Below are 15,164 nucleotides of genomic sequence, written 5' to 3'. Positions count from 1 at the left end.
TAAAGGAGAAAACTCATGGAAGTTTTTGAAAATCTCAAAGCCAACCTGGTTGGCAAAAATGCTCGTATCGTTCTCCCTGAAGGGGAAGAGCCACGTATTCTTCAAGCAACAAAACGCTTGGTAAAAGAAACAGAAGTAATCCCTGTTTTGCTTGGAAACCCTGAAAAAATTAAAATTTATCTCGAAATCGAAGGGATCATGGATGGTTATGAAGTCATTGACCCTCAACACTATCCTCGATTTGAAGAAATGGTTGCTGCTTTAGTAGAGCGTCGTAAGGGCAAAATGACTGAAGAAGAAGCGCGCAAAGTTTTGGTTGAAGATGTCAACTACTTTGGTGTGATGCTAGTCTACTTGGGCTTGGTTGACGGTATGGTATCTGGTGCGATTCACTCAACTGCCTCAACAGTTCGCCCAGCCCTACAAATCATCAAAACTCGTCCAAACGTAACTCGTACTTCAGGTGCCTTCCTTATGGTACGTGGTACAGAACGTTACCTATTTGGAGACTGTGCCATTAACATCAATCCAGATGCAGAAGCCTTGGCTGAAATCGCGATCAATTCAGCAATCACAGCTAAGATGTTTGGTATTGAACCTAAAATTGCTATGCTAAGCTATTCTACTAAAGGTTCAGGATTTGGTGAAAGTGTTGATAAGGTCGTAGAAGCAACTAAAATTGCTCACGACTTGCGTCCCGACCTTGAGATTGATGGGGAGTTGCAATTTGACGCTGCCTTTGTTCCTGAAACTGCAGCTCTAAAAGCTCCAGGAAGTAACGTAGCTGGTCAAGCAAATGTTTTTGTCTTCCCAGGTATCGAAGCCGGAAATATTGGGTACAAGATGGCAGAACGTCTCGGTGGTTTTGCGGCTGTAGGACCTGTTTTGCAAGGTTTGAACAAACCTGTTAACGACCTTTCTCGTGGATGTAATGCAGATGATGTGTACAAGTTGACCCTTATCACAGCAGCTCAAGCAGTTCATCAATAAGATTTAGTCCTCTTTCCCATGGGAAGAGGCTTTTTAGTACTGAGAGAAGGACAGTTAGAGTCTTCTGTGTTATACTAGAGATATGTTAGATTTGAAAGAATATGGTATCGTCATGTGGCCGGAGGAGAAGATTATTTCTTTTCGTGAAAAACTCCTCAATTGGTATGATGAAAACAAGCGAGATTTACCTTGGAGGAGAAGTAAAAATCCTTATCACATCTGGGTATCTGAAATCATGCTCCAGCAGACTAGAGTGGATACAGTTATTCCATACTACGAACGATTCTTGGACTTGTTTCCAACAGTTGAAAGTCTGGCCAATGCCCCTGAAGATCGTTTGTTGAAGGCTTGGGAGGGATTGGGCTATTATTCTCGAGTGCGCAATATGCAGGCTGCAGCCCAGCAGATTATGACTGACTTTGGGGGGCAATTTCCAAATACCTATGAAGGAATTTCTAGTTTAAAAGGGATTGGCCCTTACACTGCGGGAGCTATTTCCAGTATCGCTTTTAATTTGCCTGAGCCAGCGGTTGATGGCAATGTCATGCGGGTTTTGGCACGCTTGTTTGAGGTTGATCATGATATCGGAGTTCCCAGCAATCGCAAAATTTTTCAGGCAATGATGGAAATCTTGATTGACCCGAAACGACCAGGTGACTTTAACCAAGCTCTGATGGATTTAGGGTCTGACATAGAGGCTCCAGTTAACCCTCGACCAGAAGAAAGCCCTGTTAAGGACTTTAGCGCAGCCTATCAGAATGGGACTATGGATGTATATCCAATCAAAGAGCCCAAGAAAAAGCCCCTCCCAATCTATCTCAAGGCTTTGGTTGTACGCAATGACCGTGGGCAATATTTACTAGAGAAAAATGAAAGCGAGAAACTGCTAGCCGGTTTTTGGCATTTCCCCTTGATCGAAGTTGATGATTTCTCAAGTGATGACGATCAGCTAGATCTCTTTTCACAAGTCAAAGAGGAAAGCAGAGCATTTGGACCAAGCCCTCAAGAAAACTTTGAGCAAGATTATGATTTAGAAGTGAATTGGTCCCAGCAAGTATTTGACCAGGTCAAGCATGTATTTAGTCATCGGAAATGGCATATTCAAATCATCGCTGGTCAAGTGACGGAAACAAAACAGTTTTCTGACAGAGAAATTCGCTGGGTTTCTCCTCAGGAGTTTTCTGATTATCCACTTGCGAAACCTCAACAAAAAATTTGGCAGGCTTATAAAACAAATCTTGAAGATGAAGGCCTACAGTAGCCATTTGTGCCTTCTTTACATTTTTTTGTTATAATAGATAAAGAAAAGGTGATAAAATGAAAAAAATATTAATTGTAGATGATGAGAAACCAATCTCAGATATTATTAAGTTTAATATGGCCAAGGAAGGTTATGAAGTTGTAACAGCCTTCAATGGTCGTGAGGCAATCGAGCTATTTGAAGCTGAGCAACCGGATATTATTATCCTCGACTTGATGCTACCTGAAATTGATGGTTTAGAAGTTGCTAAAGCTATTCGTAAGACTAGTAGCGTGCCGATTATCATGCTATCAGCTAAGGATAGCGAATTTGACAAGGTTATTGGTTTAGAGTTAGGTGCAGATGATTATGTTACAAAACCTTTCTCAAACCGTGAGTTGCAGGCTCGTGTTAAGGCCCTTCTTCGTCGTACCGATCTAGTTTCAGTAGATAACCAAGAGTCTGATGAGAAGAAGACGCAACCTTTACAAATTGGTGATTTGGAAATCGTTCCAGATGCTTACGTGGCAAAGAAATATGGTGAGGAATTAGATTTAACCCACCGTGAGTTTGAACTCTTGTATCACTTGGCGTCTCATATTGGACAAGTGATTACGCGTGAACACTTGCTTGAGACTGTATGGGGTTATGACTATTTTGGTGATGTTCGTACTGTGGACGTGACCATTAGACGCTTGCGTGAGAAAATAGAAGATACTCCAAGTCGTCCAGAGTACATTCTCACACGTCGTGGTGTTGGATACTATATGAGAAATAATGATTGAAGATATTAGACAAACTATTCTGACCAGCGATTTTATCTTTATCTTGATTTTACTGGGCTTTATCCTGGTGGTGACCTTGCTGTTACTGGAAAATCGTCGGGATAATATCCGTCTGAAGGAGATAAATCAAAAGGTTAAGGACTTGATTGCAGGTGATTATTCTCAAGTTTTGGACTTGCAAGGAAGTACAGAAATCACCAATATCACCAATAATCTGAACGATTTGTCAGAAGTTATTCGTTTGACCCAAGAAAATCTGGAACAAGAGAGTAAACGATTGAACAATATTCTTTCTTACATGACAGATGGCGTTCTTGCGACCAATCGTCGTGGCCAGATTACTATGATCAACGATATGGCCAAGAAACAGCTCGGTGTGCAGAAAGAAGATGTTCTGAATAAAAGTATCCTTGAATTGCTTAAGATAGAAGATGAGTATGAGCTGCGTGATCTAATTACACAGATTCCTGAGTTGACGATTGACTCCCAGGATGTGAATGGGGAATACCTGAGCCTTCGTGTACGTTTTGCTCTGGTTCGTCGTGAGTCAGGTTTCATCTCTGGTTTGGTTGCCGTTTTACATGATACGACCGAGCAGGAGAAGGAAGAGCGTGAGCGAAGACTCTTTGTTTCGAACGTGAGTCACGAGTTGCGAACTCCTTTGACCAGTGTTAAATCTTATCTTGAAGCCTTGGACGAGGGAGCTCTGTATGATCCTGTTGCTCCTGATTTTATCAAGGTTTCACTCGATGAAACCAACCGTATGATGCGGATGGTGACAGATCTCTTGCATCTCTCTCGTATTGATAATGCGACCACTCAGTTAGATGTGGAATTGATTAATTTTACAGCATTCATCACCTTTATTCTCAACCGCTTTGATAAGATGAGAAGCCAGGATGACGAGAAAAAATATGAGCTTGTCAGAGATTACCCTATTAATTCAGTTTGGATCGAGATTGATACCGATAAGATGACTCAGGTGATTGATAATATTCTTAACAATGCCATTAAGTACTCACCAGATGGTGGGAAAATCACTGTCAGCATGAAAACTACTGATGACCAGATGATTTTATCCATCAAAGACCAAGGTCTAGGTATTCCAAAGCAAGATTTGCCGAAGATTTTTGACCGCTTCTACCGTGTGGATCGTGCAAGAAGCCGGGCTCAAGGTGGAACTGGTCTAGGTCTGGCGATCGCAAAAGAAATCATCAAACAACACAATGGCTTTATATGGGCCAAAAGTGAATACGGTAAGGGCTCAACCTTTACCATAGTGCTCCCTTATGATAAGGATGCCGTAAAAGAAGAAATATGGGAGGACGAAATAGAAGACTAGAATGAGTGAAAAAGGCTTTAAATACAGTATTTTAGCATCAGGTTCCAGTGGAAATTCCTTTTATCTGGAAACCCCAAAAAAGAAAATCCTAGTAGATGCAGGCCTGTCTGGTAAGAAAATTACAAGTCTGCTAGCTGAAATCAATCGCAAACCAGAAGATCTGGATGCGATTTTGATTACGCATGAGCACTCAGACCATATCCATGGAGTCGGTGTCTTGGCTCGTAAATATGGCATGGATCTTTACGCCAATGAAAAGACTTGGCAGGCTATGGAAAATAGTAAGTATCTTGGCAAGGTTGATTCTTCGCAAAAGCATATCTTTGAAATGGGCAAAACCAAAACCTTTGGTGATATCGATATTGAGAGTTTTGGTGTTAGCCATGATGCGGCAGCACCACAGTTTTACCGATTTATGAAAGACGACAAGAGCTTCGTTATGCTGACCGATACAGGTTATGTAAGTGACCGTATGGCAGGAATTGTCGAGAATGCGGACGGCTACCTCATCGAGTCCAACCACGATGTGGAGATTTTGCGAGCAGGATCTTACGCTTGGCGTCTCAAACAGCGAATCCTGTCGGATCTCGGTCACCTCTCTAACGAAGACGGTGCTGAAGCCATGATTCGTGCAATGGGAAATCGAACCAAGAAAATTTATCTTGGTCACTTGTCCAAAGAGAACAATATCAAGGAGCTGGCTCACATGACCATGGTCAACCAGCTAGCCCAAGCGGATTTGGGAGTCGGAGTAGACTTTAAAGTTTACGATACCTCACCAGATACTGCAACACCATTGACAGATATATAAAAAAGAAGGCGAGTGCCTTCTTTTGTTGTTTTTTTACAATCCAGCAAAGTCCTTGATTTCTTGTGCTGACATGGAAGAGTCGCAACGGACATTGATTTGTCCATCAGCAATGTGAACAAATCCTGGTACGGTTGGAATTCCGTAGCGTGAGCGGAATTCTTGTAACTCATTTAGTTGGCTTGGTTCTTCACTGTTGATGAAGTAGATGTGAGCTTTAGTTTCAGCTACGACACCTGCCAAGGTACCAGCAAATTTACGGCAGTAAGGGCAAGTTTTGCGACCGATAAAGAAGGTTGCAGTTTCTTTCTTATCAAGAGCTTCTTGCGCACGCGCAACTGTAGTGACTTCAAGGTCTTTAATGTTTTCTAAAAATTGTTCCATGAGATTACCTCGCTTTCATTGATAAGTCTAGTATGCCATAAAGTTTCTAAAAATGCTCAGATTTGATACGAAAAAAGATGAGATTGGTTGGTCTCATCTTTTATAATTTCTTATTTTACAAACGCATTGATTTCTGCTTCGATGTTGGCAATCTTAGCTTGTGAATCTTCATTGCTTTCACCCACAACGGCAATGTAGAACTTGATTTTTGGTTCTGTACCTGAAGGGCGAACTGCAATCCATGAACCGTCAGCAAGTGTATATTTCAACACATCACTTGGAGGAGTTGTCAAGTTTGTAACAGTACCATCAGCAACAGTAGCAGTTTGAGCCTTGAAGTCTTCTACGACAGTGATAGCTGTTGCATTCCATTCTTTTGGAGCATTGTTACGGAACTTAGCCATGATTTCCTTGATTTGTTCTGCACCATCAACACCAGAAAGGGTAACAGAGATAGTCTTTTCAGCGTAGTAGCCGTATTCTTTGTAGATTTCTTCGATACCGTCAGCAAGTGTCAAACCACGTGAACGGTAGTAGGCAGCAAGTTCAGCAACGACAAGAACGGCTTGGATAGCATCTTTATCACGTACGAATGGTTTAATCAAGTAACCGAAGCTTTCTTCAAATCCCATCATGTAAGTGTGATTGTGTTTTTCTTCAAATTCTTGGATTTTCTCTGCGATGAATTTGAAACCTGTCAAAACGTTGAACATGGTTGCGCCGTAGCTTTCAGCAATCTTCGTTACCAAGTCAGTTGATACGATGGATTTGCAGAGAGCTGCATTTTCAGGAAGAGTTCCAGCATTTTTGTGGGCTTCCAAGATGTATTTAGCCATGATAGCACCGATTTGGTTACCTGAAAGGTTAAGGTAGCTACCATCTTTTTGAAGAACTTCAACACCAACACGGTCAGCGTCAGGGTCAGTTGCAACAAGCACATCTGCACCAACTTGACGACCAAGTTCTTCAGCAAGGGCGAAGGCTGCTTGGCTTTCTGGGTTTGGAGATTTTACAGTTGAGAAGTCAGGATCAGCAGTTGCTTGTGCTTCAACAACTTGAACAGAGTCAAATCCTGCTTGAGCAAGAGCACGACGAGCCAACATTTCACCCGTACCATGAAGTGGTGTGTAGACAATCTTCATGTCTTTACCGAATTCTTCGATCAAGGCTGGGTTGATGTTTACGTCTTTAACTTCTTTAAGGTATTCTGCATCAACAGCTTCGCCGATAACTTCAATCAAGCCAGAAGCTTTTTCCGCTTCTACATCGGCAACTTCCACAGCGAATGGATTTTCGATAGCACGAATGTAAGTAGTCAAAGCGTCCGCGTCATGTGGAGGCATTTGTCCACCGTCTTCACCGTAAACCTTGTAACCGTTAAATGGAGCAGGGTTATGGCTGGCAGTAATCATGATACCTGCAAAACAGTTGAGGTGACGAACTGCAAATGACAGTTCTGGAGTTGGACGGAGGCTTTCAAATACGTAAGATTTGATACCGTGTTTAGCAAGAACTGCCGCAGATTCAAAGGCAAACTCAGGTGAGAAGTGACGGCTATCGTAGGCAATTGCTACACCACGTTCTTTTTCGTTTCCACCTTTTGACTCAATCAAACGAGCCAAACCTTCGGTAGCTTGACGAACAACGTAGATATTGATGCGGTTTGTACCAGCACCGATCAAACCACGCATACCAGCGGTACCAAATTCAAGATTGGTATAAAAGGCATCTTCCTTTGTTTTTTCGTCCATATTGATTAAATCTTGACGAAGGTAGTCTGGAAGGTCAGCAAAATCGACCCATTTTTGATAATTTTCTTGGTAAGTCATAGAGTGTCTCCTTTGTTTATTTGCTTTAATCGCTTTCATTATATCACGATTTGACATTTTAGTAAAACGTTAGCATAACTTAAAATGTAGGAAATTAACTTTTGCACTTTAGCGGGAAAATGGTGGGGACTGTGCTTACTTATACTAAGTTAGGGATGAAAATTAATTATTAGATACTTTATAACATGAAAGTTTATAATTCATTTTGTAGGTTTGTTGAAGAAAAAAATCAAAAATATTGTTATATTCTATTCTTTTTATAAAGAATCCTTTAATGTATCAAATGAACAGATAGAAAAATTTAAGTTAAAACTCTATAAATTTAAGATATTTTGAAAAATTCTGGTTTCTGTTTTGAATTTTATTCTACGTATGGTAAAATATAGTAAATCATTAAAGGAGAATCCATTATGAAAAAAATTCTTAAGCATTCTGCTTTGCTTTTATCAGCTTTAGCACTGGTTGCCTGTGGAGCTTCCAAAAAAGCAAGCGACAATGGTACTGCCTCGAACTCAAACTTTGAAGTTTCAGTAAAAGACGGTATGTTTGTATTGCCTAAAGATGAAGATTCATCTTCAAGCTACCTTGCACTTCAAGTCGAAATCAAGAACAATCGTGATAAACAGTTTAGTTTTACTAGCCAAGATATTACGCTTTATAATGAAAAAGATGAAAAATTACAACCAATTCAAATCTACGAAAGCGACAGTAAAACGAAATTTATGTCATATGGTGACAGTCTTTCTAAAGGAAAGAGTGTTGCTGGTTATGTAGTGTATGAGGTAGACAAGAATGCTAAGTATGAACTCCACTTCGCACCTAGCTTTTATGATGACATCAAAGAGAATTCTAAAAAGAATAACGATGTAGCAATCAAGGTGGATCCAAGTCAGTATGAAGATCATATTGATGAAGCGAAAGATGTAATGAAAAAATATGTCGATGCTGTTTACCTTAATGGGGAAAGTTCTGGTGGTGGAACGAACCTAAGTGCTACTGATAATAAGTCTCAAGTTGTTGCGCTTGCTGATGATAAAAAATCTTCTGATAATAGTGCTGAATTCACAAACGATGCGAAAGCTGATAAAGAAGAGTTTATCAAGAAATTTACAGAATCGTTCGGAAAAGGCTTCTATAACTACAAACCATCTGATTCAGAACTTAGAACATTCGCAGATGCCTACATCAAAGCAAATGCTAAGAGAGCAAAAGTTGATTATAAAGTGAAGACATATTTGCCAGACTATGCTGTTGTTTATGTTAGACCAGAAACAATCGACTTGGATAATTTGAATGTTCATGAATTGAGCCGTAAATTCTATGAAGAAAACAAAGGTAAATATAGCAACTACTCAGAAGCTATGAAAGCTGGTGAGAAGTACATTTTAGAAAATGCACCAAGTCAATTTGATTCAACTCCTCTAGATACAAGCGATAACATGAAAAAAGAGGGTTATGAAATTAAAATGACCAAGAAAGATGGAAAATGGACCATCGATACCTCTTCTAAAAACTATGACTTAAAAGATATGGCTCGCACATTCCGTGGAGGCATTGGATACTAAGATGAAAGGTTCGGGTATACTACTCGAACTTTTTTCATTGCAATTGTGCAAAAGAGAAAAAGATAGTAAAATAGAGATATGATTATTTTACAAGCTAATAAAATTGAACGATCTTTTGCTGGTGAGGTTCTTTTTGATAATATTAATCTGCAGGTAGATGAACGAGACCGGATTGCTCTTGTTGGGAAAAATGGTGCAGGTAAGTCTACTCTTTTAAAGATTTTGGTTGGAGAAGAGGAGCCAACTAGTGGAGAAATCAATAAGAAAAAAGATATTTCTCTGTCTTACCTAGCCCAAGATAGCCGTTTTGAGTCTGAAAATACCATTTATGATGAAATGCTCCATGTCTTTGATGACTTGCGTCGGACAGAGACACAACTGCGTCAGATGGAGTTGGAGATGGGTGAAAAGTATGGTGAAGATCTAGATAAACTGATGGCGGATTATGATCGTTTATCAGAGAATTTCCGTCAGGCTGGTGGCTTTACCTACGAAGCTGATATCCGCGCTATCTTGAATGGTTTCAAGTTTGACGAGTCTATGTGGCAGATGAAAATTGCTGAGCTTTCAGGTGGTCAAAATACTCGGCTTGCTCTGGCCAAAATGCTCCTTGAAAAACCAAATCTCTTGGTCTTGGACGAGCCGACCAACCACTTGGATATTGAAACCATTGCCTGGTTGGAAAATTACCTAGTCAACTACAGTGGCGCTCTCATCATTGTTAGTCACGACCGTTATTTCTTGGACAAGGTTGCAACAATTACGCTCGATTTGACCAAGCATTCTTTGGATCGCTATGTGGGGAATTACTCTCGTTTTGTTGAACAAAAAGAGCAAAAACTAGCAACTGAGGCAAAAAACTATGAGAAACAGCAGAAGGAAATCGCTGCTCTGGAAGATTTTGTTAATCGCAATCTAGTAAGAGCTTCGACAACCAAACGTGCCCAATCGCGCCGTAAACAACTGGAAAAAATGGAGCGATTGGATAAACCTGAAGCTGGTAAGAAATCAGCTAATATGACCTTCCAGTCTGAAAAAACATCTGGTAATGTTGTCCTGACAGTTGAAAATGCAGCCATTGGTTATGATGGGGAAATTTTGTCAGAACCGATAAATCTTGACCTTCGCAAGATGAATGCTGTTGCTATCGTTGGACCAAACGGTATTGGGAAGTCAACCTTTATCAAGTCAATAGTAGACCAGATTCCTCTTATCAAAGGAGAGAAGCGTTTTGGAGCAAATGTTGAGGTTGGTTACTATGACCAGACTCAAAGCAAGCTAACACCAAGCAATAGTGTCCTAGATGAACTTTGGAATGATTTTAAACTAACACCAGAGGTTGAAATCCGTAATCGACTTGGAGCCTTCCTTTTCTCAGGAGATGATGTTAAGAAATCAGTTGGCATGCTGTCAGGTGGCGAAAAAGCTCGTTTGTTACTTGCCAAACTTTCTATGGAAAACAACAACTTTTTAATTCTTGACGAGCCGACCAACCACTTGGATATTGATAGCAAGGAAGTGCTAGAAAATGCCTTGATTGACTTTGATGGGACCCTTCTTTTCGTCAGTCACGACCGTTACTTTATCAATCGTGTAGCCACTCATGTTTTGGAATTGTCCGAGAGTGGTTCAACCCTCTACCTTGGAGATTATGACTACTATGTTGAAAAGAAAGCAGAAGTAGAAATGACTCAGACAAAAGAAGCTTCAACTAGTAATCAAGCAAAAGAAACAAGTCCAGTTAATGACTACCAAGCTCAGAAAGAAAGTCAGAAAGAAGCCCGTAAGCTCATGCGACAAATCGAAAATCTAGAAGCTGAAATTGAAGAGTTAGAAACTCAAAGTCAAGCCATTTCTGAACAAATGCTGGAAACCAACGATGCTGAAAAGCTCATGGAATTGCAGGCTGAACTGGACAAAATTAGCCATCGTCAAGAAGAAGCTATGCTTGAGTGGGAAGAATTATCAGAGCAGGTGTAAGAAATGAAACATCTTGGAAAGGTATTTCGTGAATTTCGAACAAGTGGGAAATACTCCTTAAAAGAGGCGGCAGGTAAATCATGTTCAACTTCTCAATTATCTCGCTTCGAGCTTGGGGAGTCTGATCTGGCAGTTTCTCGTTTCTTTGAGATTTTGGACAATATTCATGTGACTATTGAGAATTTCATGGACAAGGCTAGGGATTTTCAAAATCATGAACATGTTGCCTTAATGGCACAGATTATTCCGCTTTACTACTCAAATGATATTGCAGGTTTTCAAAAGCTTCAAAGAGAACAACTTGAAAAGTCTAAGAGATCGACAACTCCCCTCTATTTTGAGCTGAATTGGATTCTGCTACAGGGTTTGATTTGTCAAAGAGATGCTCGTTACAGGATGAGGCAGAGTGATTTGGAAAAGGTGGCAGATTATCTTTTTCAAACAGAAGAATGGACCATGTATGAGTTGATTCTTTTCGGAAATCTCTATACTTTCTACAATGTGGACTATGTAGCTCGGATTGGCAGAGAAGTCATGGAGCGGGAAGACTACTACAAGGAAATTGGTCGGCATCGTAAACTCGTTTTGATTTTAGCTCTTAACTGTTACCAGCATTGTTTGGAAAATCGATCCTTTGCGGATGCGGACTATTTTGAGGGCTATGTGGAGAAGTTAATTGGAAATGGTATCAAGCTTTATGAGCGCAATATCTTCCATTATCTCAAAGGTTTCGCCCTCTACCAGAGAGACTTGAAAGAAGAAGGTTGTAGTCAGATGCGGGAGGCCATGCATATTTTTGCTGTGCTTGGACTTCCAGAGCAAGTGGCTTACTATCAGGAACATTATGAAAAATTTGTAAATCCTTAAATTTCCCAAATAAGGGAAAAATAAAGAGACTCCTTTCAGTTTTGATACAATAGTTTCAAAATTTGAGAGGGGTTTTTTATATGAATCGACATGCAATCCAGTTGATTAGTCGTGGTGCTATTAATAAAATAGGAAATATGCTCTATGATTATGGAAACAGTGTTTGGTTGGCATCAATGGGAACGATAGGGCAGACTGTTCTTGGGATTTATCAAATTTCTGAACTCGTCACATCGATTCTGGTCAATCCCTTTGGCGGAGTGATTTCAGACCGATTTTCGCGTCGCAAAATTTTGATGACGACAGACTTGATTTGTGGCGTTCTTTGCTTAGCTATTTCTTTCATCAGAGATGATAGCTTGATGATTGCTGCCTTGATTTTTGCCAATATTGTTCAGGCGGTTGCCTTTGCATTTTCTCGTACATCTAACAAAGCCATTATAACTGAGGTTGTAGAGAAAGACGAGATTGTGACCTATAACTCTCGCTTGGAGTTAGTTTTACAGGTTGTAGGAGTCAGTTCTCCGGTGCTTTCTTTTCTCGTTTTACAATTTGCCAGTCTCCATATGACGCTCGTTTTAGATGCCATTAGTTTTTTTATCGCATTTACCTTAGTAGCTTTTCTCCCAAAAAAAGAGACTCAGGAACAAGAGAAAAAGACTTTCAGCTGGAAAAATATTTTTGCTGATATGAAAGAAGGGATTCGCTATATTTGGCGCCAGCAAGAGATCTTTTTCCTTTTGGTAGTAGCTTCCAGTGTTAATTTCTTTTTTGCAGCTTTTGAATTTCTCCTCCCTTTTTCAAATCGACTATACGGGGTAGAAGGAGCTTATGCAACTATTTTAACTATGGGCGCTATTGGTTCGATTATTGGAGCTCTTCTAGCTAGTAAAATAAAGGCAAGTGTTTATAATCTTTTGATTCTATTGGCTTTAACTGGAGTTGGAGTTTTTATGATGGGATTACCACTGCCAACTTTTCTCTCCTTTTCTGGAAATTTAGTTTGTGAACTGTTTATGACGATTTTTAATATTCACTTTTTTACTCAGGTTCAAACCAAGGTTGAGGGGGAATACTTGGGAAGAGTACTAAGCACCATTTTTACCTTAGCCATCCTATTTATGCCGATTGCAAAAGGCTTTATGACGGTGCTACCAAGTGTCCATCTCTCTTCTTTTCTGATAATTGGAAGCGGTGTTATCATCCTGTCTTGTTTATCCCTCGTTTATGTGCGAAGTCATTTTAAAAAAGAGTTATAATTTCTCTTTTTTAGAAAATATTTCATTACGAATCATTTTTCAGTCCTTCTCTATTGTGAGGAGGGCTTGCTTTGTGGTAAAATGGGATTATGAATGAAAGAATGAATGAGTTAGTTGCCTTACTCAACCGCTATGCGACCGAGTACTATACGAGTGACAATCCCTCGGTTTCAGATAGCGAGTATGATCGTCTCTACCGAGAGTTGGTTGAGTTGGAAGCCGCCTATCCAGATCAAGTTTTAGCGGATAGTCCAACTCATCGTGTTGGTGGTAAGGTTTTAGATGGTTTTGAAAAATACAGTCATCAGTATCCTCTATACAGTTTGCAGGATGCTTTTTCACGTGAAGAGTTAGAAGCTTTTGATGCGCGTGTGCGAAAGGAATTACCCCAACCGACCTATATTTGTGAGCTGAAAATCGATGGTTTGTCTATCTCGCTTACGTATGAAAAGGGGATTTTGGTTGTTGGTGCCACACGTGGGGATGGTTCTGTTGGTGAAAATATCACCGAAAACCTCAAGCGTGTCAAGGACATTCCTTTGACCTTGCCCGAAGAACTAGATATCACCGTTCGTGGAGAGTGTTACATGCCACGCGCTTCATTTGACCAGGTCAACCAAGCTCGCCAAGAAAATGGAGAGCCTGAATTTGCTAATCCTCGTAACGCAGCTGCAGGAACCCTCCGTCAGCTGGATACAGCAGTAGTGGCCAAACGCAATCTTGCGACTTTCCTCTATCAAGAAGCCAGCCCTTCTACTCGTGATAGTCAAGAAAAAGTCTTGGAGCATCTTGAACAGCTTGGTTTTGTAGTTAATCCTAAACGAATATTGGCTAAAAGTATAGATGAGATATGGGATTTCATCCAAGAAGTAGGACAAGAACGGGAGAAACTTCCTTACGATATTGATGGAGTGGTCATCAAGGTCAACGACCTAGCAGGTCAAGAAGAACTCGGCTTTACTGTTAAAGCGCCCAAGTGGGCAATCGCCTATAAATTTCCCGCTGAAGAAAAAGAAGCCCAGCTCCTTTCAGTTGACTGGACAGTAGGTCGTACGGGTGTTGTGACTCCGACTGCCAATCTAACACCTGTTCAGCTTGCTGGGACAACTGTTAGCCGTGCAACATTGCATAATGTAGATTATATTGCTGAAAAGGATATCCGCAAAGATGATACGGTTATCGTTTATAAGGCTGGAGATATCATCCCTGCTGTTCTGCGTGTGGTAGAGTCTAAACGTGTTTCTGAAGAAAAACTAGATATTCCGACTAACTGTCCGAGCTGTGACAGTCAGTTGCTTCATTTTGAAGATGAAGTGGCTCTTCGTTGTATCAATCCACGCTGTCCTGCCCAAATCATGGAAGGTTTGATTCACTTTGCCTCTCGAGATGCTATGAATATTACGGGTCTTGGTCCATCTATCGTCGAAAAGCTTTTTGCTGCTAATCTGGTTAAGGATGTGGCAGATATTTACCGTTTGAAAGAAAACGATTTCCTTCTTTTAGAAGGCGTCAAGGAAAAGTCTGCTTCTAAACTATATCAGGCCATTCAAGCATCCAAGGAAAACTCTGCTGAAAAGCTCTTGTTTGGTCTGGGAATTCGCCATGTCGGAAGCAAGGCTAGCCAACTCTTGCTCCAACATTTCCACTCTATTGAAAATCTAGCCCAAGCAGACCCAGAGGAAGTAGCAAGTATCGAGAGCTTGGGTGGAGTGATTGCCCAAAGCCTTCAGACTTACTTTGCTACAGAAGGATCGAAGATTCTCTTAGATGAGTTGAAAGAAGCTGGAGTCAATCTGGACTACAAGGGACAGACAGTAGTAGCAGATGCGGCCTTGTCAGGTTTGACAGTTGTATTAACAGGAAAATTGGAACGTCTCACGCGCTCAGAAGCCAAAAGCAAACTCGAAAGTCTGGGTGCCAAAGTCACAGGCAGTGTTTCTAAGAAAACGAATCTTGTCGTAGCAGGAGCAGATGCAGGAAGCAAGCTCCAAAAAGCACAAGAACTTGGTATCGAAGTTCGAGATGAAGCTTGGCTAGAAAGTTTGTAAAGAATAGTTGAAAACTAGATGTTAGATAGTCTGGAACTATCTCTCCTGATGTGTTTTTATATCTATT

12 protein-coding genes are annotated in these 15,164 nt (G+C 40.6%); 10 read left to right on the top strand and 2 right to left on the bottom strand.

Annotated elements, in window-relative coordinates; all coding sequences use genetic code 11:
• Window positions 1-15: 15 nt before the first annotated feature.
• The 5 genes from pta (at window position 16) to GMD3S_RS0206210 (ending at window position 5,168) form a co-directional block, all read left to right on the top strand.
• A complete protein-coding gene (gene pta, locus GMD3S_RS0206230) occupies window positions 16-990 on the top strand; it encodes a phosphate acetyltransferase (protein ID WP_000451560.1) in 975 nt (324 codons plus the stop codon).
• 82 nt (window positions 991-1,072) lie between these two features.
• Window positions 1,073-2,251: an A/G-specific adenine glycosylase gene (gene mutY / locus GMD3S_RS0206225; RefSeq protein WP_000886131.1), complete on the top strand. Its 1,179-nt coding sequence runs from the start codon at window positions 1,073-1,075 to the stop codon at window positions 2,249-2,251.
• A 56-nt stretch (window positions 2,252-2,307) separates the two neighbouring features.
• The gene (gene yycF, locus GMD3S_RS0206220) at window positions 2,308-3,015 is read left to right on the top strand and encodes a response regulator YycF (protein WP_000722056.1); all 708 of its coding nucleotides are present in this window, start codon (window positions 2,308-2,310) and stop codon (window positions 3,013-3,015) included.
• Window positions 3,008-4,357, top strand: coding sequence for a cell wall metabolism sensor histidine kinase VicK (gene vicK / locus GMD3S_RS0206215; protein ID WP_000568717.1), 1,350 nt, complete (start codon window positions 3,008-3,010; stop codon window positions 4,355-4,357). The genes yycF and vicK overlap by 8 nt, the downstream gene beginning before the upstream one ends.
• 1 nt (window position 4,358) lies before the next feature.
• Entirely contained in the window at window positions 4,359-5,168 is an 810-nt protein-coding gene (locus GMD3S_RS0206210) for an MBL fold metallo-hydrolase (RefSeq protein ID WP_001290607.1), read from the top strand.
• Window positions 5,169-5,201: 33 nt separating this feature from the next.
• On the opposite strand, the gene GMD3S_RS0206205 is transcribed toward GMD3S_RS0206210, so the two are convergent.
• Window positions 5,202-5,549, bottom strand: a complete 348-nt coding sequence (locus tag GMD3S_RS0206205) for a thioredoxin (protein ID WP_000434656.1) — start codon at window positions 5,547-5,549, stop codon at window positions 5,202-5,204.
• Window positions 5,550-5,659: 110 nt separating this feature from the next.
• A complete protein-coding gene (locus GMD3S_RS0206200; protein ID WP_000222135.1) occupies window positions 5,660-7,378 on the bottom strand; it encodes a phospho-sugar mutase in 1,719 nt (572 codons plus the stop codon).
• Between the two features lie 410 nt (window positions 7,379-7,788).
• Here GMD3S_RS0206200 and GMD3S_RS0206195 point away from each other — a divergent pair, with 410 nt between their 5' ends.
• From GMD3S_RS0206195 to ligA, 5 genes are all read left to right on the top strand, one after another.
• Complete coding sequence (locus tag GMD3S_RS0206195; protein ID WP_000722100.1) at window positions 7,789-8,943, top strand: DUF5105 domain-containing protein; 1,155 nt, start codon at window positions 7,789-7,791, stop codon at window positions 8,941-8,943.
• Window positions 8,944-9,021: 78 nt separating this feature from the next.
• The gene (locus GMD3S_RS0206190) at window positions 9,022-10,923 is read left to right on the top strand and encodes an ABC transporter ATP-binding protein (RefSeq protein WP_000584870.1); all 1,902 of its coding nucleotides are present in this window, start codon (window positions 9,022-9,024) and stop codon (window positions 10,921-10,923) included.
• A 3-nt stretch (window positions 10,924-10,926) separates the two neighbouring features.
• The gene (locus GMD3S_RS0206185; protein ID WP_000681330.1) at window positions 10,927-11,790 is read left to right on the top strand and encodes an Rgg family transcriptional regulator; all 864 of its coding nucleotides are present in this window, start codon (window positions 10,927-10,929) and stop codon (window positions 11,788-11,790) included.
• Between the two features lie 80 nt (window positions 11,791-11,870).
• Complete coding sequence (locus GMD3S_RS0206180; protein WP_001079356.1) at window positions 11,871-13,049, top strand: MFS transporter; 1,179 nt, start codon at window positions 11,871-11,873, stop codon at window positions 13,047-13,049.
• An 89-nt stretch (window positions 13,050-13,138) separates the two neighbouring features.
• Entirely contained in the window at window positions 13,139-15,097 is a 1,959-nt protein-coding gene (ligA, locus tag GMD3S_RS0206175; RefSeq protein WP_001005753.1) for an NAD-dependent DNA ligase LigA, read from the top strand.
• The last annotated feature ends 67 nt before the right edge of the window (window positions 15,098-15,164 follow it).

Origin of the sequence: Streptococcus sp. GMD3S (assembly GCF_000298695.2) — a bacterium.
Classification (GTDB): domain Bacteria; phylum Bacillota; class Bacilli; order Lactobacillales; family Streptococcaceae; genus Streptococcus.
Note: the sequence above shows the minus strand (reverse complement) of the source record. Positions and strands in the feature narration are given on the sequence as shown.